Here is a 16725-nt window from a genome sequence, read left to right as displayed (position 1 = left end):
AAGACATCAGAAGGCTTCTGTCAAACGCATTGATCCGGAGCCCATTCTATATCAGACATGCTCCCAAGGCATCCTGGGTACATACACTGAAAGGAGTAGAGAGGAGGTTTTCCTATGTATCAAACCTATGCCCCTTACAGAAGCTATCCTTATTATCGAGAATATCAAGGAGATCAACGCTTCTTTCCTTTTTTCGGCCTTCCATTTTTAGCAGGTGGGCTCGCAGGTCTTGCCATCAGCCCATTATTATTCAATCGGCCGCAGTGTTATGGGCCAGGTCCTTGCTATCCCCCTCCGTATCCAGGACCAGGGTATGGACCTTATCCTTATCCACAGGGTCCCGTCCCTTATGGGAACAATATCCAGTCCTCCCCTTATAATTTCACGGAAAACATCAATATTTACCCTCAAAGATAATGCTTGACCCTGGGAGTTTATGACCCCGGGGGAGCTTTTTGGAAGGGACGGGCTATATGCACCACCCCCTTTCCAATCTAAGGAAAATGAGCTATAATAGGTGAGAAATCAATTCTGAAAGGAGATCATCATTTGAACCATTCAAGTAGACAAGCCCCTTCTCCCACATCAACATTAACCCTCTCCCAGGCCATCTTTACCGTGAATCGTCATGCAAAGACAGCCGGCAATCCAAAGTACCTTTACTCTCTGAAAAAACGAGCACTGCTGAAAATGATCAAAGAAGGAAAAGCCAAGAAGGTCGGGTTGCATTTTTCCAACAATCCCCGATTCAGTCAGCAGCAGTCCGATGTACTGGTCACGTGCGGGGAGTATACCTTCCACATCCCGCCAACCAAGGAAGACTTCAAGGAACTTCCACATCTCGGTTCCCTGGATTCCACTCTCAGGAACCCGCGATGCAAGATGGGACTTCAACAGGCCAAGAACACTCTTGAACACTACACGGGCATGACAGATCAATCTTCAGGCGGAGATCGGCGTACCTGTTATCAGAAGCCCGTATTCAAAAAGCTGGGGGACAGCTTCTTTTAATCCCTGTAGATTTTAGTGCACTGACGCAAATACTTTGTAAAGGGGATCAGCAGCAGCTGATCCCCTTTATGTATCCTTCTACAAAATATGTTTATCAATGGTTCTGATAAGTTCTGATATTTCAGGCTTGCTGATTTGATCCTCCGCACCCACCTTATGCCCCTTATGCTTAAGATCATTCGTGATGAGGGAAGAGAAGATGATCACCGGCAAATCTTTCAGCCTTTGATCGCTTTTGATCCTCCTCGTCAGGTGATGTCCGTCCATCTGGGGCATTTCGATATCCGTTATGACCAATTGAACCTGATCCGTGACATTCCCGCCCTGGTCAGCAAGGGATTCGAGATAGGCTAGTGCATCCGCTCCATTTTCGAAAAACTCCACATGGCCGTATCCGCCTTCACTCAATGTATCATGAAGGAGCTTCCTCAATAGCGGAGAATCTTCTGCAGCAACAATCTGTTTGTCGCTGCGTTCACGGTGACCGAGCTTCTTCACTTCCTCCACCCTGATTCCCGTCTGAGGATTGATTTCAAGAAGGATGCTCTCAAAGTCGAGAAGAAGGATCATATCCTCCGTCCTTTTGATGACGCCGATGATCGTCGACTGGTCCCCTCCTTGGTACATGGACGTCGGCTTTTCGATATCATTCCAGGAGATCCGGTGAATCTGTGTCACGTTATGCACATGAAAGACCACTTTCTGCTGATTGAATTCTGCCACAATATATTTTGCTTCTGGTGGCGGCACCTCGGTTTTCCCTAGTACTTTGGCCAGGTTGATGAGGGGCAGTACCTCTCCCCTAAGCTGGATGAGACCTTCCACATGAGGGTGGGAATGCGGGACCGGGATGACGGCCGTTGGGAGGATGATCTCCTTCACCTTGATGACATTTATACCAAATTTTCTTTTTTCAATTTCGAATTCTATGATTTCAAGTTCATTCGTCCCACTTTCGAGAAGAATTGATTGTTGATCGTTCATCATGCTCGTCAGTCCAATCTGTTTTCAGAATAAGATAATCTCCTTCCTTATATCGAACAGATCAGGAAAAACTTTAGTTCCATCTCACACCTCATACATTAAAGTTGTCTGTGCACACTATGTATCAAGGAGGTGATCGAATGAATCGTGATGATAAGCATGGTGATATCAGTGCACATATCCAGCCGTTTCAAGGCCCCGCTCCACTTATATCTTTAGGAAAAAACGCAGAAGGCGTCGATGATCCGGATCACTTTACTTTTGTTGAAACCGGGAAAACCGAAGACAGGGATGCTTCCAAATAAAAAGGCTGTCTGCATTGAAGCAGACAGCCCTTTCGTATTAAACTCCCCTTTTATTCCCCCACACAAGCGTGTGAAGCTGAGGAAGTACCCGTACATCATTCAATTCCTTTTGCTCACATACAACATCAATCAATCGTTCATAGTCAAGAAGCAGATTGGAAACAAGCCTTGGGGTATCTTCCATCGATACTTCGGGATTTCCGGTCTGGATATAAAACGGTACACCCTCATACCTCATATGGATCCCCTTTGCATATTCAAGGTCTTTCTCATCGAATACCACGACTTTCAGGCTGAAGTTGGAGCCGTTCTCTTTTAGGCGGGAGACAATGAGATCCAATCGATCATAATCCGTTTCCATTGTGGAGCTTGGTGGTTTGGGTGAGATCGTCAGATCATTGATATCATAGAACCAATCTTGCCAGCGGCTTCCCTGGGTTTCGAGAGCAGAGCCGATTCCATTGGCTTTCAGAATCTCCAGAAGATCACCGATTTGAGGCAATAGTGCTGGATTCCCACCGGAAATGGTGACATGGGAGAAGCGGTCCCCCCCGATTTCCTTCAGCTTGTCCCACACTTCTGTTGCCGCCATCAATCTGATATCATCCTTGGCTGACCCGTCCCAAGTGAAGGCAGAATCACACCATGCACAGCTGTAATCACAGCCGGCGGTACGGACGAACATCGTCTTCTGGCCGATCACCATTCCTTCACCCTGAATGGTGGGACCGAATACTTCAAGGACAGGGATCTTCCTCATGACCGTCCCCCCTTAGGCCGATAGATGCAGTAGCTCGTCGGGGTTTCACGTAGAAATACTTGAAGGCATTTCGGAGAGTGGGGAAGTGTATCCAAGTGTTCCTGGATAATGTCATACATTACCTTGGCCATGACTTCCGTCGTCGGAAATTTGAGGTCCCCTTGAAACCTCTCGTCATCATTGATGACCGTGTGATCGAAGCGCTTATGGATCAGCTTTTTAATCTGCTGGAAGTTGACAAGGAAACCTGTTTCATCAAGGGCGTCACCGGCAATCGTAATATTGGCGAAATACGTGTGACCATGCATTTCACTGCAGCTTCCTGCAGACTCGGCCGGAATATAGTGAGCGGCAGCAAAGTGCATATCTTTGTTCAATTCGTATTCATACGGATGATTCGGGACAGGGTAGATTTGCTGGATCATTCGATATCCCCCCCTGCTCTTCTCTCAAGATATTGATCAAGACCCCTTTGTCGGAGTTCGCATGCCGGGCACTCCCCGCAGCCTGCCCCCTTGATGCCGTTATAGCAAGTAAGGGTCTTTTCCTGTACATACTCGAAGGCACCAAGCTGATCGGCAAGCTCCCACGTTTCGGCCTTGTCGATCCACATGAGCGGCGTGTGGATGACAAATTCGTCATCCATGGACAGGTTCAACGTCACGTTAAGGGATTTTACAAAAACATCCCGGCAATCCGGATATCCACTGAAGTCTGTTTCACATACGCCCGTCACGATATGCTTTGCACCGATTTGCTTGGCAAGGACCCCTGCAAATGAAAGAAACATCAGATTACGGCCCGGAACAAATGTGGACGGCAGCTCGCCATCCTTCTGCACGATGTCCTCATCCCGCGTCAGGGCACTAGGTGCCAGTTGATTCAAGAGGCTCATGTCGAGAACATGGTGAGGGATATCAAGCTCCTCCGCAATCTCCCTTGCACAATCAAGTTCAGCCACATGGCGCTGGCCGTAGTTGAATGTAACGGCCTCGACCTCTTTAAAATTCTTTTTCGCCCAGAACAGGCAGGTTGTGCTATCTTGACCGCCGCTGAACACGACGACTGCTTTATCATTTTTCATACTAGATTCTCCTCTCTTTTCTAACGGCAGATGCCACGAAAAGAAGAAAAAAGATTCCTGTTCATGCTCTATAATACCGGCTTCCTTCGCCAAAACAAAAAAACAACGACACCTAAGGATGCCGTTTTCCTTAGTTTTTTATAGAGGGTTGTGCTAGAACCTCTCGGGTACGTCCCAATTTTTCTTCTTTTATCCTAAAACAATATAACGCTTTTCGAGGAAAAAATCCAGTGATTTCCCCGAAATTCACTTCAATCGGAGAAACCGCCGTTTCCTATTGCGTTTTTTTGAGGAGACACGAAGCCAACCGACTTTAAGGAATAGACCGAACATGATGATGGCAATCATACCCATCACCCCTAGAACGATGAAGTATCCATACGGACTTTGAAGTTCCGGCATGTTGACGAAATTCATCCCATATAAACCGGCAATGAACGTCAGCGGCATGAAGATCGTGGTGATCACGGTCAGGGTCATCATGATGTTATTCATCTTATCGGAATTGATTGAAAGGTAATTATCACGGATATCCGATGAAAATTCACGATACGATTCAAGCATTTCCACAAGCTTCATCAAATGATCATACACATCATTGAAGTAGAGCTTTTCCTCTTTCAGGGCGTTCAGACGTCCGGAATTGATGATCCGGTATAGTAGATCCCTCATCGGAATTAGTGTCCTCCTCAGTTTTGACATCTCATGGCGGATGTCAAAAAGCTGGTCCATCAGATCACTGTCCGAGTCCTGATTGGTATTGTCTTCGATGATATTCAAACGGTCCTCGATGGCATAAACAAGTGGAAAATAGTCATCTACAAGCTGATCTGCAATTCCATGCATCACCTTGAACGGACTCCAATCGTCCCTTTCTTCTTCCACCTGGCTCCAAATGCGGTCCAGTTCCTTTGTCCGTCCTTTATGGAATGTGACGATAAAGCTTGAATTGACAAACATATTCACTTCACTTGCTGCATGGGTTTCATGATCGATGGTATGCAGTAATACGAATATGTATCGTTCATAGAAATCCAGCTTCGGCCGCTGACTGAAATCGTCGAGGCAGTCTTCTATGGCGAGCGGGTGAAACCGGAAATAAAGCTTGAGTATACGGATTTCCTTTTCAGTGGGAGCCGAAAAGTCCACCCAATACCATTTCACATACGGATCTTTTATCATGGACAGGGAGGCATCTTTTACGATTTCCCCATTTTTCAATATCACACTGGTCCGAATCATCTCGTTCTCCTTACCCTCCACATGGGCCGCCAACCGAAACCATGCTGAGCCTTCTTTATAGGTTCATCTTTCCCTCGGAACGTGCATCCGAAACTTGCGGGCGTTACTGATATACTGTACCAAAACCATTCTCATCTTTAAATAGGGGGATCCTTAGTGATACACTAATAGATAAAAATAAACAAAGCAGGTGTGCAGTTTGGAAGAGAAAATGAATCCTAGAGTATTGGAATTGCAACTATCAGGCATCCGGCGTTTCTTCAACATGGTGGCAGGCACCGAAGGCATGATTTCCCTGACGATCGGACAACCCGATTTCCCCACCCCTCTCCACGTGAAAGACGCCGGGAAGCGGGCAATCGATGAAAACTTCACTTCATATACCCATAATGCAGGGATGGTCGAGCTGAGAAAGGCCGCTTCCGACTTCATGAAAGAAAAATATCGTCTGGACTACGATGAAGATGAGGTCATCATCACTTCAGGGGCTTCTCAGGGTATTGATGTCACGCTCAGGTCGATCCTCGTCGAAGGCAATGAATGCATCCTGCCTGGGCCCGTTTACCCCGGGTATGAGCCCATCATTAAACTGTCTGGAGCCAAACCGATCCATATCGATACAACATCAAACGGCTTTAAGCTGGATGCTTCCCTTTTGAAGACCGCCATCACATCAAAAACGAAATGCATCATCCTCCCCTACCCGTCCAATCCCACAGGCGTCAGCCTGACAGCAGAGGAGCTGGAAGAGATTGCCGAATTGGTCCGAGGGCGAGGGATTTTCGTGGTAGCAGATGAGATCTACAGTGAGCTCACCTTCGATCGCAGCCATCGTTCCATCGCAGAATTCCTCCGTGATCAGACCATTGTCATCAACGGTCTCTCGAAGTCACATAGTATGACAGGCTGGCGTATCGGTATGGTCATGGCCCCAAAAGCGATCAGTCAGCATCTATTGAAGGTGCATCAATATAATGTATCCTCCGCCACCTCCGTATCCCAGAAAGCGGCCCTCGCAGCCTTGACTAAGGGGAAAGATGATGCCATCCCCATGAAGGATGCCTACCGCAAAAGACGTGAATATGTATATGAGCGCCTCGTGGGGATGGGCTTCCGGAATGTGATCAAGCCTGACGGTGCTTTCTATTATTTCGTGGAGATCCCTGAAAGATTCAACGGTGATTCCTTTGCATTCTGCTTGGAGCTTGTACAGAAGGAGAAAGTCGCCGTCGTACCAGGAGAGGCATTCTCGGTCATGGGAGAAGGCTATTTCAGGTTGTCTTACGCCTGTTCAATGGAAGAACTCGAAGAAGGGTTGGATCGCATGGAAAACTTCCTTGCATCCTTTTAAGAAAAGAGAAAGGCCTACGCTTTGAGAAGCGAAGGCCTTTCTTTATTTATGCAAAAAAAAGGAACCAGTTCTCGACTGGTTCAAAAAAAGGAAAAGGGGGTGTTAGTGAGAAATTAATCTCCAATTTCATGCTTACTCTAATTCTACCCAGATATCATCAATGTAAACCCGCATTTTAAAAAAATAAATATTTTTTCGGATTCTCTCCTTTTGCATTGGCTCTCATAGTAAAAACCTATAAAAGGTCTATGAAAAAGCGCTTTCATAAAGTATAATACTATAATGATAACGAAGCGAGGGGGACTGTCGGATGTATGTAAAAAAGCAATATGTCTTCCGTCATGGCAATCCGGTACTTGTGACGATACGAAACTACAGGGAAGAAGACTTTGACTCTTTGATCTCGATCCAACAGCGGGCGTTCCCACCTCCATTCCCCCCGGAATTATGGTGGAATAAAGATCAGCTGCACCAGCATGTTGACCGTTTCCCTCTGGGAGCCATCTGTGTAGAGATGGATGGCCTCGTGGTAGGCAGCATGACCAGCCTGATTGTCTCTTACTCCCCGGAAGATCCGGATCATACATGGGATGACATCACAGATGAAGGATATATCACCAATCATTCGGATGACGGGAATACGTTGTATGTGGTTGATTTGTGCATCGACCCGGCCTACAGAGGCTTGAAGCTCGGGAAATGGATGATGGATGCACTCTATGAAATTGTCGTCCATCTGCGCCTTGAGCGCCTTCTCGGCGGTGGACGCATACCGACCTTTCATTCATATCGCGACCGCTACACAGTGGAAGAATATGTGGAGAAACTAGCCAGGGGAGAACACAAAGACCCAGTCATCACCTTTCTCCTCCAGTGCGGACGGATGCCTGTGCGAGTCATAAAAGATTATCTCGAAGATGAAGAATCCTGCCATTACGGCATTCTGATGGAGTGGAGAAATCCGTTTTCAAACATAAAAAAGGATTGAAGGAATCGCGTCCTTCAATCCAATAAAAAGGGGGAAATGAGAATGAAAAGGCTCTTGGGGAACCTGTTCGATACTTCTCTTTACCCTTTCCCCCTGTTTTGAAACCTTATTCCATTGATGTTGCTTTTTTAACGACTTCTTGAACAGCATCATTCGTATCAAGTGTCAATACATGTTCAGCCATTTCCTTCATTTCGGCTTTGCTCAGGTTTGAGATCTGAGAGCGGGCACGAAGGATTGACGTGGCACTCATGGAGAACTCATCCAGACCAAGTCCAAGAAGGATCGGCACGGCGATTTCGTCTCCAGCCATTTCTCCACACATTCCAGCCCATTTCCCTTCTTTGTGAGCCGCATCGATGACCATCTTCACAAGGCGAAGGATCGCCGGATTATACGGCTGGTACAGATAGGAAACGCGTTCATTCATGCGGTCGGCCGCCATTGTGTATTGAATCAAATCATTTGTTCCAATCGAGAAGAAGTCCACTTCTTTAGCGAACACATCAGCCATGACCGCTGTAGAAGGAATTTCGACCATGATTCCTACTTCGATATGATCCGAAACTTCTACTCCGTTTTCAAGAAGGGCCTTTTTCTCCTCTTCAAGAACGGCTTTGGCAGCACGGAACTCATCAAGATTTGAAATCATAGGGAACATGATTTTGAGATTACCGAAGGTGCTTGCTTTAAGCAGTGCACGCAATTGTGTACGGAAGATGTCTTGTTCATCAAGGCACAGGCGGATTGCACGATAGCCGAGGAATGGATTCATTTCTTTAGGCAGATTCAAGTATGGAAGCTCTTTATCTCCGCCGATGTCCAGCGTACGCACAACAACAGGTTTTCCTTCCATGCCTTCAAGGACGGCTTTATAAGCTTTGAATTGCTCTTCCTCTGTTGGAAGCTCATCGCGGCCCATGTAAAGGAATTCGGTCCTGTACAGACCCACACCTTCACCGCCATTATTTTTCACACCTTCAAGGTCATTCGGAGTACCGATATTTGCCGCCAGCTCGACATGTTCACCGTCTTTTGAAACAGTCGGTTCATTGACGAGTTTAGCCCATTCGGCTTTTTGCTCCTCATAGCGGGCATGTTCTTCTTTGTACTGAGCCACTACTTCAGGAGTCGGATTGATATGTACTTCTCCATTCAATCCATCCACGATGATGAGATCACCGTTTTCCACTGATGAGGTAACCGTTTTCGTACCAACCACTGCCGGGATTTCCATGGAACGAGCCATGATGGCTGAGTGGGAAGTACGACCACCGATATCAGTGGTGAACCCTTTGACGTATTGACGGTTCAGCTGAGCAGTATCAGAAGGGGTCAAATCTTCTGCGATGACAATCACTTCTTCTGTCACCATGCTTGGGTTCGAAATTTGCACGCCAAGTAGATGTGACAGGACACGTTTGGTCACGTCACGGATATCGGCCGCACGTTCTTTCATGTATTCGTTATCCATGGATTCAAACATGGTCACGAACATATCCGCTGTTTCCTTAAGGGCAAATTCAGCGTTTACATTTTCAGATTTCACTTTGTCTTCAATCGGTGTCAGTAGCTCTGGGTCACTAAGAACAAGCAGGTGCGCTTCAAAGATCTGGGCTTTGTCTTCTCCAAGATCCTCCCGTGCTTTATCACGGATAGCTTCAAGTTCGGTTTTTGATGTGGAAATAGCATCCTGAAAACGGGATACCTCTGCCTCGACATTATCAACCGCTTTCTTTTCGAAGCTGAGATCAGGCTCGACCAGGCGGTATGCTTTTGCAATGGCAATCCCGTTGGATGCTGCAATTCCGTTAAGAAGGCTGGACATTACTCAGCAAGACCTTCTTTAGTAAGTGTTTCTTCAAGGCTGTTCAACGCTTCTGCTTCATCGCTACCTTCAGTGATGATTGTGATTTCTGCATCTTTACCGACACCTAGAGACATAACACCCATGATTGATTTCAAGTTTACTTTCTTATCTTTGTATTCAAGATGTACATCGCTATCGAATTTGCTTGCCGTTTGAACCAATAGAGTTGCCGGGCGAGCGTGGATCCCTGTCTCAGCTGTTACTGTGAATGTTTTTTGTGCCATGTGAATCGACTCCTTAATCATATCTGTTTTAGGTTTGATCTATAAAAAGAGTCGGAATGATGATGAAAACGGTTAGCATTTTCTACATTAATCCTTTCTTCCTATAAACCTGTTCAAAAAAAAATAATAGCACGCAATGAGGAGATACACAATTATAAAATCCTGTTTTTTTAGTATTTCTTACATTCAGGGTCAATATGTTCCTTATTATGTTAGAAACTTCAATAATTTTACTTTGTGTATTCCGTTTGTTTCCTTCCTATCATATTGTATCCAATCTTTGCTTTGGCAACCGTCCCTTTTAAGATCCGTTCGGGGTCGCTCTGTTCATCCGCAATGACTGTCACCAGATCACAAATGCATCTTGAATAGACTTCTGCGACTTTCTTCCAATCTTTATCATCCGTAGCGCCACCATCCTTCACAAGCTCTTCCATTCCCTCTAGCACGAGGCTCTTCACCCTCAACGCAAGTTCTGCTTCCCTTTTCATGCTCAACATCCCCTTTTAAGAATTTTGAACCTGATCCAGCTTATTCGGGATCCTGCATCTTCATACAGGATCCCGGGTTCTTACGCTTCTTTTTCTTCAAACAGATTCATGAGGGAGGATGTATGGATCTCCATCCTATGGACAAAGAAATCACCGCCTTCTGGTGGGACTCCTCCCCTGCCGTACCTGACCTGCTCATAAATGGTGAAGAATCGTTCTTCATCCTGGAGGCCAAGCCTCCTGAACCACCCACGCAAGTCCTCATCGGTTTTTCTTCCTGCATTCTTTGAGTGGGCAAAGCGTTCGAATTCTGTCACCGATTCACGGATCCGGTCATCAGCTTGACTGTAGTCGTAATCAGAGCTCAGGTGGCCTTCCACCGGTTTATCAGGATAGGCTTGGACAGAGAACCCTTTCCTTTCCCGTAGGGTGGCGGACGTTCCCCTCCTTTTCATGTAGAAGTACAAAATGATGAGGATGACGGCGATGATACCCGACACCAGCACCAGCCAATCAAGTGACATCCCCTGCGAAATCGGAAGCGGCTCTTCAGCCTCGACCTGCCCTTTTTCGATTGACCCTTCCCCACCATCTCCATACATTTGATTAAACAGGGAAGACGCCACATCCCTCAAATACTCGATGGCATTATAGATGGGATCGACGGCGAAGGAGAATACCCAGAAGATTTTCGAAAACACCCAGTATATCCCTTGCATGAGGACATAGCTCACCATTCCAAGGACCGTTGCCACCCCTGCAATGGCACCCATAAGCGTCAGGGGGACATAATAAGGACGTTTCCCTGACGCATGGGTCATCATCCGCTGAATGGGCGTCACACTGACAGTCAACAACAGGTACAGGAAGATCGAGACAATGACCGGTGTACCGTTCTCCATCCCCCTCATGGGACTCGTCATCATTGACGCTGCGGCAATGGCAAGGAAGATCACCCATGCACCGCTGCTGATTTCAATGTTGGATTCCATGTCCTGTAGGTGGGCATTCATTCTCCAGTAAAGGAACACGAAAGCACCTGCCACGAAGACCAGATTGACCGTGAAAAAGAATACGCCAACCATTAGAATCAGTGCGAACATTCCGTAAAGCGGAAGCGGGTTAACTTTACCCGTGCGTCCAATCATGACTGACCACGCAGATAACGCAATGAAGGATAGCAGCAACAGAGGCAGATAGTCCATAAGAAGAGGATCACTTGGTGCAAAGAAGGTCAAAAGCACAAATGCAAAAAGCGTTTCCACTCCCGCAAAGAAGCAAAGCTTCATGGTCAGGAGCTTTTGGTAATCGGTTGACGCGGAACGGATTTCATATTCCACCGTGACGCCACCCCCTGTTCATTCAATGTAGTAAGCTCAAGGATTTGTGTCCCCCCTGAGGCAATCTGTGTCAGTACACGGTCGATTTCCTGATTCAGCTCTCCGGCAAGAAGGATGACGGGCGGAACCCACTGCCTGCTCCGCATATGCTGAAGGACGAGCTCGAATGGCATGGTGAAGTCATCCGTCGACAGGGTGGATAGTAGTTCCAGCCCCCTCTGCATATGGGGTTTCCCAGATCCCGCTGGCAGGTGGAAGTACGGTGTGGCACCCGGTCCCCTCGTATTGATCACCATGGAGAATGGGATATCCCCTTTTACTGCCAGCTGCATCATGTAGGCAGCTTGGCTTACGATCGACTCCAGCCGGCCCGTGATCGCATAACGGTCGGACAAGTTGATGGCGATCAGCCACTCTTTTTGCGTGGAGGGTGCAAACTGTTTTGTCTGCAGATCCCCGGTCCTCGCTGAAGCTTTCCAGTGGATGTCCTGAAACCTATCCCCTGCTACATACCCCCTGGTACCAACGATTTGAAATGGATCGCTGTACAGGGAATGAGGGGTAAACACATCTCCAAAACGCATCGATATGGGGTGATCCTCCACCATGACAGGAGTAGCATGTGGAAACACCATCAATGTCGAAGGAATCGGATCCATCAGCTGGAGCACAGTCCTCCCGCTCCCGAACAGATGGGGAATATGGAGCTCCATGGAGGTGATCCGGCAGAGTCCCCTCCTTTTCCCAATTACAGGGATGGTGACCTCCACCCGCTCCCCTTTTCCTGCAGAGAACGGTATCGCGACTTCCACCACTCCGGACGATACGTCATATCGCAGCTGTTTGGAGGCGGGTTCTACGATATCCTTGAATTTCAGCTTCAATGAGGCACCCCATACCGGGAGCCCGTCGTTACGGAAGCCTAGCGTCCACTCACCTCCCTCTCCTTCATGCATCCGTACCTTTTTAGGTGTCGAATCAAGCTTCACACCCTCGCCCGCTCTTAAAAGGAACCAGCGGTGGGCGCGCACGTAGACGATGCATAAGAGAAGTACCCCGGAAGCGATGTACGATTGAAAAAATAAGCTTCCGGCCAGCATGATGACAAGAAGCATCGTGCTCATATTCAGATACGGATCTTCCCCGATATCCCGTTTCCACCTCATCCCCCCTACCTCGCTTCTACCGGTACCATGACACGCTCAAGAACCTGCCGCATCACTTCCCCGGTCGTCTTTGTCATGGAAGCTTCCAAAGTGAGGGAAATCCTGTGTTCAAGTACATAAGGCGCCGTCAGCTCGACATCATGAGGGGTCACATAGTCACGACCGTTGATGAAGGCATATCCTTGAGAGGCCTTCAATAAGGCAAGACTGGCCCTTGGACTCGCCCCCACTTCGATCGACTCATGCTCACGTGTCGCCCTTGTGATTTTGAGTATGTAGGTTTCTATATCAGCGGACACATGGGTCTCCTTTACTTCTTTAGACAAACGGCGGATCGTCGCCAGGTCAAGGACTGCCGTTGTGGCATCTTTCGCCAGTGGACGCTTGAATCGTCCGAGGATGCTCCGCTCTTCTTCGAAATCTGGATATCCGAAAGGAATCTTCAACAAGAATCGATCGAGCTGAGCGGCAGGAAGCGGGAATGTTCCCTGCTGAGATTCAATCGGATTTTGAGTGGCGATGACAATGAAGGGCGGTTCAAGTTCAATGGTTTCGCCATCGATGGTGAACTGCTTTTCTTCCATCACCTCAAGCAGACTTGCCTGTGTCCTTGGAGTGGCACGGTTCACCTCATCTGCAAGGAGGACGTTTGTGAGGACGGGTCCGGTCCTTAGTTCAAATTCTTGAGTTTTCGGGTTGAAAAATTGGATTCCCGTCACATCACTCGGCAGTACATCCGGCGTGAACTGAATCCGTTTGAAAGAGCCACTGATTGATTGTGCAAAGGTTTTTGCCATGAGTGTCTTCCCTGTCCCCGGAACACTCTCCAGGAGCACATGTCCATCCTGAAGAAGGGCGATCATCAAGAGATCGATTTCTTTTTCCCTTCCTACCAGTACTTTTTCCATTTCTTTTTTTAATTCTTGTAATGAAGACATCCGTCTTCCCCCTTTTCTCTTCTATGAGAATGTCTTTAGCTTATTGATTATACCCCCTTAAGTGTAAAACAGTATACAAATATTAGCAATAATCAAATAATTATATCCATAAACACAAATAAAATGAGGATGGGAAAAACTAAATAAAGCCCCTTTAATGCCGAACACGATCAGTATAGGATCTTAATACCGCTCATGATCTCCGTGCAAGACTTCGCTTTCCGCGGGTAGCCCGTGAGCCTCCTCGGCACGCCTGCGGGGTCTCACATCAGCTACTCTCCCGCAGGAGTCTTCGTCTTGCACTCCGATCAACCGCTGGAAACGATGAAATTTGAATGTTCATTAAACAAATTTAAAACCCGAATCACTTGCTTTATCGTAGGCAAATGATTCGGGTTTTACTATGACTAAAACATATTTGTCTCAGCCTCCATTTGTTCAATGTTCGTAGATCATCTTTCGTGACATCCCGCCATCGATGATGAGATTCTCTCCGGTTATGAAGTCATTTTCCGGGTCTGAGAGGAAAAGGCAGGCTCTGGCGATATCCTCCGGCTTCCCGACCCTCCCGGCAGGGTGCTGGGCATGATCGATGTCCCTCAGGGACTCATAGTCCTCTGTCGCAATCCACCCTGGACTAATGGAGTTGACACGGATTCCGAACTCACTAAGCGTGATGGCCAAGGAATGGGAGAGACTATAAATCCCTCCTTTCGTGGCTGAGTAAGCTTCTGTATCCCTCTCTGACATAAAAGCGCGAGTCGAGGACAGGTTGATGATGCTACCGCCTCCGTCCTTCATCAGTTTGGCCGCCTCCCTGCTGCAGTGGAAGACGCTTCCAAGATTAACAGAGAGGATGCGGTCCCACTCCTCCGGTTCGAGCTCCCAGAACGACTTGAATTTCGAGACTCCCGCATTATTGATCATGACGTCCACTTTTCCGTGATCGGCACCGATCTTTGAAAATGCACCGGCAACGGCAGCGTGATCTCCTACATCAACTTTATGAAAGCGGGTCTTATGACCTTGTCCGTTCAGTTCCTCGGCAAACCCAAGACCACTTTCGTCTATATCCATGAATTCCACGATCCAGCCTTTTTCAGCGAATGCCTTCACGAGACCACGGCCGATCCCATTTGTCCCTCCTGTGATGCAGATGATTCGTTCCATATCCCTTGCTCCCTTCTGACAGTACATTCTATACAAGCTTACCCGTTATACTGTGAAAGAAACGTCGGCTGCGTACGTGCAGGTGGTCTTTAACTTCTGGCTGTCTCCAGATAATGATAAACGGCGTGTCCCCCTTGTGCAGCTATGCCTCGGAAGTGCTTGAAATCCTTTTGTTTCACAAGGACCGATCGAAAGGACAAAAAGTCTTCTTTTTTCACATACACTTCATTTAGTTCCCCACTTCGCAATCCTTCCACTAATCCTTCAATCTCTTTGACATCCATGGTAGATCCTCCTTTTGATTCTCTTTCCTATTTTATCGGGTCATATTAAAACCTCAAGATTTTTTTCTTGATGAAATTTTCCAAAAACTCTTTACTCTTTCCTCACTTTACGTCAAAATATTAATAATCGTTTGTAGATTTCTGGTAAAAAGGAGATGCCTCTAATGAAAAAAGCGGAGATTGGGAATGTCATTGAATTTAGGAATGGGTTAAAAGGAGTCGTCGAGAAGGTGAACGAAAACTCAGTGATCGTAGATTTAACTTATATGAAGAACTACCGGGATCTTGAGTTAGAGGAAAAGACCGTTGTGAATCATAAAAATTATACCGTCGTGGAAGCATGAGTCGCACAGAACAGGCCGTCAGGGAACTGACGGCCTGTTCTTATCCATATGATCAAGGTACTGACTTATGTCCCTTCTTCCAGGCAACCAAGAGCATAAACAGGATGCTCATATACCCGAATAGCGGATATAAATAGGATAGCAAACGGCTGTATTCAAAAAAGCTCAGGCTGTAAATCACGACAATGATCATAGTGAATACAAAAACTCCCGGGATGGATAGGTAGCCCGAAAGCTGTTTTTCCAGACCGAAGATCCCGCCGATGACCGACGTGAAGATTTCTCCATAAATAATGATGATATAGAGAAGATACATACCTGAAGCAAACGTCTTCATCATGACCGCCATGGGAATCTCATAATGGGTGACATCGGGGATCAGGCTAAGCGTCAGATGACTGGAGATGAGGATGACCGTCAACAGGACACCGCCAAGGTATCCGCCATATTTGATCATCTTCCGGTCCTTTAATTCACCGGCGATCGGAACGAGGACCGCTTGGGCCATGGCAAGGTTGAAAGCCACATAGGCAAAGGGTGAAAGCACCGTCTTCCACCCCAGACCGTCGTCTCCCTTTGAGAGCACCATGCTGAGATCAGGCTGGTGTGTGAAGGAGACATAAAGCAGATACAAATTGAAAATAATCATCAGGGGCACCACGATGGTATTTACTGCAAATAATCCCCTGGTCCCCACAAGCATGGTCACGAACCCTAGACCAAGCGTAAGAACAATACCGAATTGCCTCGATTGACCCAATTGTTCTTCAAAGACTGCTCCCGCCCCTGCCACCATCACCGCTGAAACCCCGATCAGCATGAGCATCATCAACAGATTCATCCCTTTTGAGAACCACTTGCCGAACACATATTCATTGAACTGCTCATAAGATCTCGCTTTGATATCATGGCTGATCACGAGGATTTTCGTACCGAGCATAATGAACAGCCACCCACTTACCAGGATGCCCACTAATCCATAAACCCCGAATCTCGTAAAAAATTCAACAATTTCCCTGCCTGTTGCGAATCCGGCACCGATGACCGTCCCCACATATACGGCGGCGATTTGAAAAGCGCCCGATAATCGTTTCATTCCATCACCTCGTACTTCTACTCTTATAACTGTATGTACAGGCCCCCCGAATCAGAAGTACAGATTACACCCGTTTG

General features: G+C 47.2%; 20 protein-coding genes and 1 riboswitch. Of the genes, 6 read left to right on the top strand and 14 right to left on the bottom strand.

All coding sequences use genetic code 11. The features are described 5' to 3' along the window. Window positions 1-114: 114 nt before the first annotated feature. Together K6T23_RS09060 and K6T23_RS09055 are read left to right on the top strand one after the other, a co-directional pair. Window positions 115-417, top strand: coding sequence for a hypothetical protein (locus K6T23_RS09060; RefSeq protein WP_235563592.1), 303 nt, complete (start codon window positions 115-117; stop codon window positions 415-417). 132 nt (window positions 418-549) lie between these two features. Beyond that, a complete protein-coding gene (locus K6T23_RS09055) occupies window positions 550-1011 on the top strand; it encodes a YkyB family protein (RefSeq protein WP_056537609.1) in 462 nt (153 codons plus the stop codon). Between the two features lie 78 nt (window positions 1012-1089). On the opposite strand, the gene K6T23_RS09050 is transcribed toward K6T23_RS09055, so the two are convergent. Next, on the bottom strand, window positions 1090-1995 hold the full coding sequence (locus K6T23_RS09050; protein ID WP_148985515.1) for a chemotaxis protein: 906 nt from the start codon (window positions 1993-1995) through the stop codon (window positions 1090-1092). Between the two features lie 140 nt (window positions 1996-2135). Between K6T23_RS09050 and K6T23_RS09045 the strand changes: the two genes are divergently transcribed. Beyond that, complete coding sequence (locus K6T23_RS09045) at window positions 2136-2300, top strand: hypothetical protein (protein WP_179125792.1); 165 nt, start codon at window positions 2136-2138, stop codon at window positions 2298-2300. A 37-nt stretch (window positions 2301-2337) separates the two neighbouring features. Here the strand turns inward: K6T23_RS09045 and queE are convergent, their stop codons facing one another. The 4 genes from queE to corA form a co-directional block, all read right to left on the bottom strand. Beyond that, window positions 2338-3060 carry a 7-carboxy-7-deazaguanine synthase QueE gene (queE, locus tag K6T23_RS09040; protein WP_053427463.1) on the bottom strand — a complete coding sequence of 241 codons (723 nt, stop codon included), beginning with the start codon at window positions 3058-3060 and terminating at the stop codon, window positions 2338-2340. After that, entirely contained in the window at window positions 3057-3485 is a 429-nt protein-coding gene (queD, locus tag K6T23_RS09035) for a 6-carboxytetrahydropterin synthase QueD (RefSeq protein ID WP_056537612.1), read from the bottom strand. The genes queE and queD overlap by 4 nt, the downstream gene beginning before the upstream one ends. Continuing rightward, complete coding sequence (queC, locus tag K6T23_RS09030) at window positions 3482-4144, bottom strand: 7-cyano-7-deazaguanine synthase QueC (RefSeq protein WP_056537615.1); 663 nt, start codon at window positions 4142-4144, stop codon at window positions 3482-3484. The genes queD and queC overlap by 4 nt, the downstream gene beginning before the upstream one ends. A gap of 124 nt (window positions 4145-4268) precedes the next feature. Further along, a riboswitch (PreQ1 riboswitch) is annotated at window positions 4269-4313 on the bottom strand. 77 nt (window positions 4314-4390) lie between these two features. After that, window positions 4391-5386, bottom strand: a complete 996-nt coding sequence (corA, locus tag K6T23_RS09025) for a magnesium/cobalt transporter CorA (RefSeq protein ID WP_053427466.1) — start codon at window positions 5384-5386, stop codon at window positions 4391-4393. Between the two features lie 199 nt (window positions 5387-5585). Between corA and K6T23_RS09020 the strand changes: the two genes are divergently transcribed. Then, window positions 5586-6737, top strand: a complete 1152-nt coding sequence (locus K6T23_RS09020) for an aminotransferase A (protein ID WP_238284190.1) — start codon at window positions 5586-5588, stop codon at window positions 6735-6737. Window positions 6738-7047: 310 nt separating this feature from the next. Further along, window positions 7048-7725 carry a GNAT family N-acetyltransferase gene (locus K6T23_RS09015; RefSeq protein ID WP_238284189.1) on the top strand — a complete coding sequence of 226 codons (678 nt, stop codon included), beginning with the start codon at window positions 7048-7050 and terminating at the stop codon, window positions 7723-7725. 106 nt (window positions 7726-7831) lie between these two features. On the opposite strand, the gene ptsP is transcribed toward K6T23_RS09015, so the two are convergent. From ptsP to K6T23_RS08975, 8 genes are all read right to left on the bottom strand, one after another. Next, window positions 7832-9553 (bottom strand): phosphoenolpyruvate--protein phosphotransferase, encoded by a 1722-nt coding sequence (ptsP, locus tag K6T23_RS09010; RefSeq protein ID WP_053427469.1) that lies wholly within the window; start codon window positions 9551-9553, stop codon window positions 7832-7834. Then, entirely contained in the window at window positions 9553-9819 is a 267-nt protein-coding gene (locus K6T23_RS09005) for a phosphocarrier protein HPr (protein ID WP_048004236.1), read from the bottom strand. The genes ptsP and K6T23_RS09005 overlap by 1 nt, the downstream gene beginning before the upstream one ends. Before the next feature lie 230 nt (window positions 9820-10049). After that, window positions 10050-10310 (bottom strand): hypothetical protein, encoded by a 261-nt coding sequence (locus tag K6T23_RS09000; RefSeq protein WP_079515872.1) that lies wholly within the window; start codon window positions 10308-10310, stop codon window positions 10050-10052. A gap of 80 nt (window positions 10311-10390) precedes the next feature. Continuing rightward, a complete protein-coding gene (locus K6T23_RS08995; protein ID WP_079515871.1) occupies window positions 10391-11650 on the bottom strand; it encodes a hypothetical protein in 1260 nt (419 codons plus the stop codon). After that, on the bottom strand, window positions 11602-12816 hold the full coding sequence (locus K6T23_RS08990) for a DUF58 domain-containing protein (protein ID WP_238284188.1): 1215 nt from the start codon (window positions 12814-12816) through the stop codon (window positions 11602-11604). The genes K6T23_RS08995 and K6T23_RS08990 overlap by 49 nt, the downstream gene beginning before the upstream one ends. A gap of 5 nt (window positions 12817-12821) precedes the next feature. After that, window positions 12822-13754: an AAA family ATPase gene (locus K6T23_RS08985; protein WP_079515869.1), complete on the bottom strand. Its 933-nt coding sequence runs from the start codon at window positions 13752-13754 to the stop codon at window positions 12822-12824. A gap of 438 nt (window positions 13755-14192) precedes the next feature. After that, the gene (locus tag K6T23_RS08980) at window positions 14193-14924 is read right to left on the bottom strand and encodes an SDR family NAD(P)-dependent oxidoreductase (protein WP_056537638.1); all 732 of its coding nucleotides are present in this window, start codon (window positions 14922-14924) and stop codon (window positions 14193-14195) included. A gap of 89 nt (window positions 14925-15013) precedes the next feature. Continuing rightward, window positions 15014-15208: a hypothetical protein gene (locus tag K6T23_RS08975; protein WP_056537641.1), complete on the bottom strand. Its 195-nt coding sequence runs from the start codon at window positions 15206-15208 to the stop codon at window positions 15014-15016. Between the two features lie 164 nt (window positions 15209-15372). Here K6T23_RS08975 and K6T23_RS08970 point away from each other — a divergent pair, with 164 nt between their 5' ends. Beyond that, window positions 15373-15552 carry a YkvS family protein gene (locus K6T23_RS08970; protein ID WP_048004243.1) on the top strand — a complete coding sequence of 60 codons (180 nt, stop codon included), beginning with the start codon at window positions 15373-15375 and terminating at the stop codon, window positions 15550-15552. Window positions 15553-15604: 52 nt separating this feature from the next. Here the strand turns inward: K6T23_RS08970 and K6T23_RS08965 are convergent, their stop codons facing one another. Continuing rightward, the gene (locus tag K6T23_RS08965; protein ID WP_238284187.1) at window positions 15605-16648 is read right to left on the bottom strand and encodes a YkvI family membrane protein; all 1044 of its coding nucleotides are present in this window, start codon (window positions 16646-16648) and stop codon (window positions 15605-15607) included. Window positions 16649-16725: the final 77 nt, after the last annotated feature.

Origin of the sequence: Rossellomorea marisflavi (assembly GCF_022170785.1) — a bacterium.
In the GTDB taxonomy this organism is placed as follows: Bacteria; Bacillota; Bacilli; order Bacillales; family Bacillaceae_B; genus Rossellomorea; species Rossellomorea marisflavi_B.
Note: the sequence above shows the minus strand (reverse complement) of the source record. Positions and strands in the feature narration are given on the sequence as shown.